Here is a 6,137-nt window from a genome sequence, read left to right on the forward strand (position 1 = left end):
AGCACCAGGGTCGCGACGTCGGGGATGGTGTTGTTCGTGTGCCCCGCGCTGAGCGTCCCCACGGAGACCACGCCGAAGTCCTCGGCGGCGATTTCCCGGCCGACGATGCCCTGCAGGCGCACCACGATCATCGCCGCGAGATACGTCGGGTCGATCGAGTTGTGCGGGGAGGAGGCGTGCGCGGAGACCCCGTGCAGCGTGACGGTGATCGTGTCGCAGGCGGCCATCACCGGGCCTGCCGCGGAGTACACGGTGCCCGCGGGGCCGGGGTAGACGTGGGCGCCGAGGCAGACCTCGGGCGCGGGGATCTTCTCCGCCAGACCGTCGGCGATCATCGCCGAGGCGCCCTTGGTGACCTCCTCGGCCGGCTGGAACAGGGCGATGAAGGTGCCGGACCACACGTCCCGGCGGGCGTCGAGGATCTCGCAGGCGGCCATCAGGCCGGTGGTGTGCACGTCATGACCGCAGGCGTGCATCACCCCCGGGTTCGTTGACGCGTAGGCTGCCCCGGTGGTCTCGGTGACGGGCAGCCCGTCGAAGTCCGCCCGGTACAGCACCGTCGGACCCTCCCCGTTGCGCCACACCGCGGTGATGCCGTGCCCGCCGATGTCGTGGGTGACCTCGCAGTCCATCGTCGCCAGGCGGGACAGGATGTGCTTCGCGGTCTGCTCCTCCTGCTCGGACAACTCGGGGTGCTCGTGCATCCACGTGTAGAAACTGTCCGTCCAGGACTGGTCGACGCCGGGATCGGCGATGAACTCGGCGATATCGGGGAGGGTGCTCATGGTCTCAGCGTACCGCCGGGTTGTACTTCAGTGAGTTGCGCTGGAAGACACACTCGTTGCCCAGCCGGATACCGGGTGCCAGGCGTCCTTCCTCCCGGGCCGCCAGCAGGGACGCCAGGACCTGCTCCTTCAGCGCCTTCGGGGAGATGGTGTTGATGAAGATCTTCGTGCCGCCCTCGAAGCCGGCCAGGGTGGAGGTCCGCCACTTGATGACGATGCGCCACGGCATGGGCACGTCGACGTCCAACGGCCGGTGCAGCCACTCCTCGTTGGACGGGGTCTCGGTGCCTGCGGCGACATGGCAGGCGTGGACCAGGTCGGCGACTGCGTCGCGCTCCTCGTCGTTCATCAGCCATGGCTCGGTCGTCGCCGACTTGGAGAACACCTCCAGGGTCGGGCCGCGGTGGCCGAACCCGGCGAAGGCGATGGCGTGGTCGTTCTCCGCGAAGATGAGGTTGTGGTGGCCGGCGTAGTCCACCGCCCACTCGTTGTACATGTTCGGGTTACTGCGGACCTGGGAGATCTCCGTCTCGTTCTGCAGCCCGTGCTCGTCGATGGCGACGAGCTGCTTGTGCAGGTGCTCCACACTCGCCCCCGCCGGCGCCAGCCAGTTCTGGAACGCCGCGACGTACCGGACGTAGGGGTTGGCGCGGTAGAGACGGTCCATGGCGTCCACCGTGAACGCGATGTAGAGCCGGTGGGTCTCCCAGCCGAGGTCCCCGGACCCGCAGAGCTGGTCACTGCGGGTGGCGCCCGGGATGTAGTGGTCGCGGGCGAGGATCACGTCATGGCCGCCGCCGAAGAAGGCGCCGCCCTTCTCGTGGACGGTCTGGTACAGCTTCTCCTCGCTGAAGGCGTCCTCGATCTCCGCGGCGGGGACGCCGGCGCGCTCCATCTTCGTGCGCAGCAGGGACGCGATGTGCTCGACCCCGGCGTCCTCGGCGAGGTACTCGGCCATGTGTCGGGCGGCTGTGGCGTCCATCCGGTGCCCGTAGTTCACCACCCAGTAGTTGTAGGTGAGGATCTCGTAGAGGTTCGCCACCCGCCGGAACAGGGGGTCGGTGTCCTCCAGCTGCGAGACGGTGAGACCGCGCAGGATCCTCGGCTCGCCGTTGTCGTCGATGACCAGGCGGGCCTTCTCAGGGGTGATCCGGAGCTTGTTGCCCAGGCCGAAGTCGGTCTGGGTGTCCCGGTTCTCCTCCGTGATCTCGAACGCCTCCGGACCGTGATGCGGCACCGGGCGGTGCGCCCGGCCCGGCACCGTCCAGACCTCGGTGCCGGAGAACGGGTTGACCTGTTTGATCGTGCCGTCAGGCAGCGTGGTGAGCGGTGGGACGGGGGCCGGGTTCATCGGGGAGTGACCAATCACACGTACAGGTTACCCTCCGATGTTCCGGGGGCCCTGGCCGTGGGAAGTGAGGGGTGCTTAACTGGTCCCCATGCCACAGATCGTGTTCACTATTCTCTCGACCCCGGAGCAGCTCTCCGACATCAGTGCAGACTTCCGTGAGGTTCTCACCGCCAACACCGACGTCTTCACCGCGGATCTGGAGGTCCGCACCGACGTCAGTGCCGATTCGAGCCTCGAGAAGGTGTGGAAGGACTACGGATTCGTCGACCTCACCTCAGAGGTTCCCGAGCCTGCCGCGCTGGTCATCGACGTGCGTGAGCACAAGGGCAGTATCAGTGGACTGTCGATGCGGCTGTCTGAGGTGCTCACCGAACGGGACCAACAGCCGGCTGAGGCGCTGTTCCAGGAGATCCTCGACGATCCGGGTAGGCCGCGCGTGCCCTGGCACGTCCACGTGCACCCCTGAGGGGGGGGATGGGCGGCAGTGTGGTGTTGTGATACCCCCTAGGGTATTGTTAACTCGCAGATACCCACGGGGGTATCCGCGGGCCGGTTCTCCGGCCCGGAACCAGTCGACGGGAGTCACCATGTGCCGGCCAGTGACCTGCAGAACGTGCGGAAAAACCACCTGGGCGGGATGTGGTCAGCACATCGCCGCTGTGAAGCGCACCGTCCCGCGCGGACAGTGGTGTGACGGGAAGCACTCTGAGGCGGAGATCGCCGCCGCCAGAGCCGCGAGGACCGCAGAGGGCGGCTTCCTCACCCGCCTGTTCCGACGCTGACCCCCAGCCCCGCAAACCGTCACCCCCGCACCGAGGAGAAGACCATGTGCCGGAGAATAACCTGCCCCACCTGCGGTAAGCTCACCTGGGAAGGCTGCGGTCAACATATCGAGGAGGCGCTGGACGGCGTCCCCGACGGCGACCGCTGCCAGTGCGACTGACCGCGTTCACTAATCGAGGATGCTGGACAGGAACGCCTTCGTGCGTTCCTCCCTCGGAGAACCGATGACCTCACGGCCCGGACCGTGCTCCACGATCCGGCCGTCAGCCATGAAAGCCACCTGATCGGCGACCTCCCGGGCGAAGCCCATCTCATGGGTCACCACGAGCATCGTCATGCCGTCATCGGCCAGTCGGCGCATCACCGCCAGCACCTCACCGACCAGCTCCGGATCCAGGGCGGAGGTAGGCTCGTCGAAGAGCATGAGTTTCGGTCGCATCGCCAGAGCACGGGCGATCGCCACCCGCTGCTGCTGACCACCGGAGAGCTGCACCGGCCAGGCGTCCGCCTTGTCCGCCAGCCCGACCTGGTCGAGCAGTTCCCGGGCGTAGGCCTCGGCCTCCGCCTTCGGCTCGCCCTTGACCTTCACCGGCGCCTCGATGATGTTTCCGAGCACCGTGCGGTGGGGGAAGAGATTGAATGACTGGAAGACCATGCCGACATCGGCACGCTGCCTCGCGGCGTCCCGTTCGGAGATCTCGTGGAGCCTCCCCTCCTTCTCACGGTAGCCGATGAGCTCACCCTCGATCTCGATACGTCCCGCATCGATCTGCTCCAGGTGGTTCACACACCGCAGCAGGGTCGACTTGCCGGAACCTGACGGGCCGATCAGACAGGTCACGGTACCGGGGGCGATCTCCAGGTCGATGCCCTTGAGCACGTCGAGGGAACCGAAGCGCTTCCATACGTCACGGAAGGAGATCATCGGGGTGGTGTTCTCGGAACTCATCAGCGGTTCTCCTTCTTGTCCGTGCCCGGGGTGCCCGGGCCGACGATCTTCACATTCGCCGGGGGCACACCCTCGGCGTCGGTCACGGCGGCGAGCTGACGACTGGTCAGTGTGCGCGAGGAGCCGCGGGCGTAGTACTTCTCGAGGTAGTGCTGCCCGATCATGAGGACCGAGGTGATGACCAGGTACCAGGTGGCGGCGACCAGCAGCATCGGTACCGGATCGAACATCGCGTAGGCGATGTCGGTGGACCGGCCGTAGATTTCACCGGCGTAGGGTACCGCGATGACCAACGAGGTGGTTTTGAGCATACTGATCAGCTCATTACCGGTCGGGGGGGATGATGATCCGCATCGCCTGGGGAAGAACGGTGCGGCGCATGGTCTGCCACCAGGTCATGCCGAGAGCCTTGGAAGCCTCGGTCTGCCCTTCCGGCACGGACTGTAGACCGGCGCGGACGATCTCGGCCATGTAGGCGGACTCGTTGAGACCGAGGCCCACGAAGGCGAGGACGAAGAAGTTCTTGAGGGCACCGTCGAGACTGATCTCGGCGAAGCCGACGTTGATCACCTTGTAGATCGCGCCGAGCAGGCCCCAGAACACGAGCTGGACGTAGACCGGCGTCCCCCGGAACACCCAGAGGTAGAACCAGGAGAAGCTGCGCATCACCGGGTTCGGGGACATCCGCAGCACTGCCATGACCGCACCGAGGATGATGCCGATGGCCATCGCGAAGACAGTCAGCCCGAGGGTGTGGACGGCGGCTACGGCGATACGGGTGTCGAGCAGGTAGTCGAGGTAGGTGCCCCAGCCGTAGGCACTGTTGGTCAGTGCGCCGATGACGAACCAGGCGGCCAGTGCCAGCAGAACGACCGCGGCGATGATCCGCCCCGGATGACGCAGCGGGACGACCTCATTGTCGACCGGACGCGTCCCGGTGGTGGGGGAGTCAGGTGTGCTCACTTGTCGTTCTCCTTGATTGCGGCGTCAACGGGCGCATTGTTCACGGTGACGGTGTCGACCATCCCGTCGGTCAGACCCCAGGGACCCAGGATCTCCGCGTAACGCCCGGAGTCCATGAGCTCCTGCAGCGCGGCGGCGAAAGCGGGGACGAGCTCGGAGTGCTTGGCGAAGGCCCAACCGAAGGGGGTCGTGTCGAAGGATCCGCCCGCGGGAACGAGCCTGCCCCCGGATCGTTGGATGGCGTAGTCGGTGACCGCCGAGTCCGAGCTCATGGCGTCCGCCCGACCCAGGGCGGTGGCAGCGGACGCCGCGTTCGCGGAATCGTAGACCAGGACCTTCAGCTCCGGCTTTCCGGCTGCGGCGCATTCGTCGGCCTTCACCTGGACATCGTCGGTGTGGGAGTAGGTACCCTTCTGCACCGCTACGGACAGACCGCAGGCGTTGCGGGGGTCCACGGACCTGCCCGGGGTCGTCGCCCAGGAGATGCCGGAGGTGTAGAAGTCGATGAAGTCGTAGTTCCGCTGGCGTTCCTCGGTGTCCGAGAAACCGGAGGTGCCGATGTCCACCGTGCCACCGTCGATAGACGGCAGGATGAGGTTGAAGTCCTGCTGGCGGTACCGTACCTGCAGTCCCAGTAACGCTGCGGTGGCGTTGACCAGGTCGACCTCGAAACCGATGATCCTCCCGTCCGGGTCCTTGAACTGGTTCGGAGGGAAGGTCGGGTTCGTGCCGGCGGTGAGCGTACCGCCGCTCCGGTACTTGGCGGGCAGGAGATCGCGCAGAATCGGGTCCGGTTCCGGCAGGGTCGAGACCCAGCCTTCCGGGTTGGCGGACTCCGTGTTGGTCACGCAGGCGGTGAGGCTGAGCGCGGTCGCCGCCAGGACGACCGCGGCGATGACCGATCTGGTGGGTCGGCGTCTCCTCCGCCCCGCACGACTCCGTGGGGAGTGGATGGGCGTTGTCATGGACACTGATCTTAGGGGACGCCACCCCCGGTACTCTCGGCCCCATGGAGATCCCGCTGAGAAGTTACCTCGACGACATACTCGACCGTGTCCGTCCGCACAACGACGGCGCCGTCGCCGACTACATCCCGGAACTCGCCGTGGCGGATCCGGAGCCGTTGGCGGTGGCCCTGTGCACCGCCGCAGGACGGGTGTACAGTGCCGGCGGCCCCGACGGGGACGATGACCGCGAGTTCACCATCCAGTCGATCTCGAAGCCCTTCGCTTACGCGGTCGCACTGCAGGAGGTGGGGGTGGAGAAAGTGCTGGAGACCGTCGGTATGGAGCCCTCCGGTGAGGCC

Annotated in this window: 7 protein-coding genes and 1 pseudogene; 3 read left to right on the forward strand and 5 right to left on the reverse strand. The window is 66.5% G+C overall.

Translation table 11 applies throughout. The features are described 5' to 3' along the window. Both QZV72_RS14760 and QZV72_RS14765 read right to left on the reverse strand, forming a co-directional pair. Positions 1-785, reverse strand: a 785-nt coding sequence (locus tag QZV72_RS14760; RefSeq protein WP_297009503.1) for an amidohydrolase, incomplete at its 3' end; no start/stop codon positions are given. 4 nt (positions 786-789) lie between these two features. Continuing rightward, positions 790-2,154 carry a DUF4921 family protein gene (locus tag QZV72_RS14765; RefSeq protein ID WP_297009505.1) on the reverse strand — a complete coding sequence of 455 codons (1,365 nt, stop codon included), beginning with the start codon at positions 2,152-2,154 and terminating at the stop codon, positions 790-792. Between the two features lie 70 nt (positions 2,155-2,224). Here QZV72_RS14765 and QZV72_RS14770 point away from each other — a divergent pair, with 70 nt between their 5' ends. Then, positions 2,225-2,602, forward strand: coding sequence for a hypothetical protein (locus tag QZV72_RS14770; RefSeq protein ID WP_297009506.1), 378 nt, complete (start codon positions 2,225-2,227; stop codon positions 2,600-2,602). A 121-nt stretch (positions 2,603-2,723) separates the two neighbouring features. Then, positions 2,724-2,918, forward strand: a complete 195-nt coding sequence (locus QZV72_RS14775) for a hypothetical protein (RefSeq protein ID WP_297009507.1) — start codon at positions 2,724-2,726, stop codon at positions 2,916-2,918. A gap of 170 nt (positions 2,919-3,088) precedes the next feature. On the opposite strand, the gene ehuA is transcribed toward QZV72_RS14775, so the two are convergent. The 3 genes and pseudogenes from ehuA to QZV72_RS14790 all read right to left on the reverse strand — a co-directional run bounded on the left by ehuA (position 3,089) and on the right by QZV72_RS14790 (position 5,796). After that, positions 3,089-3,868, reverse strand: a complete 780-nt coding sequence (gene ehuA, locus QZV72_RS14780; RefSeq protein ID WP_297009508.1) for an ectoine/hydroxyectoine ABC transporter ATP-binding protein EhuA — start codon at positions 3,866-3,868, stop codon at positions 3,089-3,091. Next, a pseudogene (locus tag QZV72_RS14785) lies at positions 3,868-4,831 on the reverse strand (amino acid ABC transporter permease). The gene ehuA and the pseudogene QZV72_RS14785 overlap by 1 nt, the downstream one beginning before the upstream one ends. Then, positions 4,828-5,796: an ABC transporter substrate-binding protein gene (locus QZV72_RS14790; protein WP_297009509.1), complete on the reverse strand. Its 969-nt coding sequence runs from the start codon at positions 5,794-5,796 to the stop codon at positions 4,828-4,830. Before QZV72_RS14790 ends, QZV72_RS14785 begins: the two are co-directional and overlap by 4 nt. 44 nt (positions 5,797-5,840) lie before the next feature. Here QZV72_RS14790 and QZV72_RS14795 point away from each other — a divergent pair. Further along, positions 5,841-6,137: glutaminase (locus tag QZV72_RS14795; protein ID WP_297009511.1), on the forward strand; the 297-nt coding region annotated here is incomplete at its 3' end.

It is taken from the genome of uncultured Corynebacterium sp. (assembly GCF_902782855.1).
GTDB lineage: Bacteria > Actinomycetota > Actinomycetes > Mycobacteriales > Mycobacteriaceae > Corynebacterium.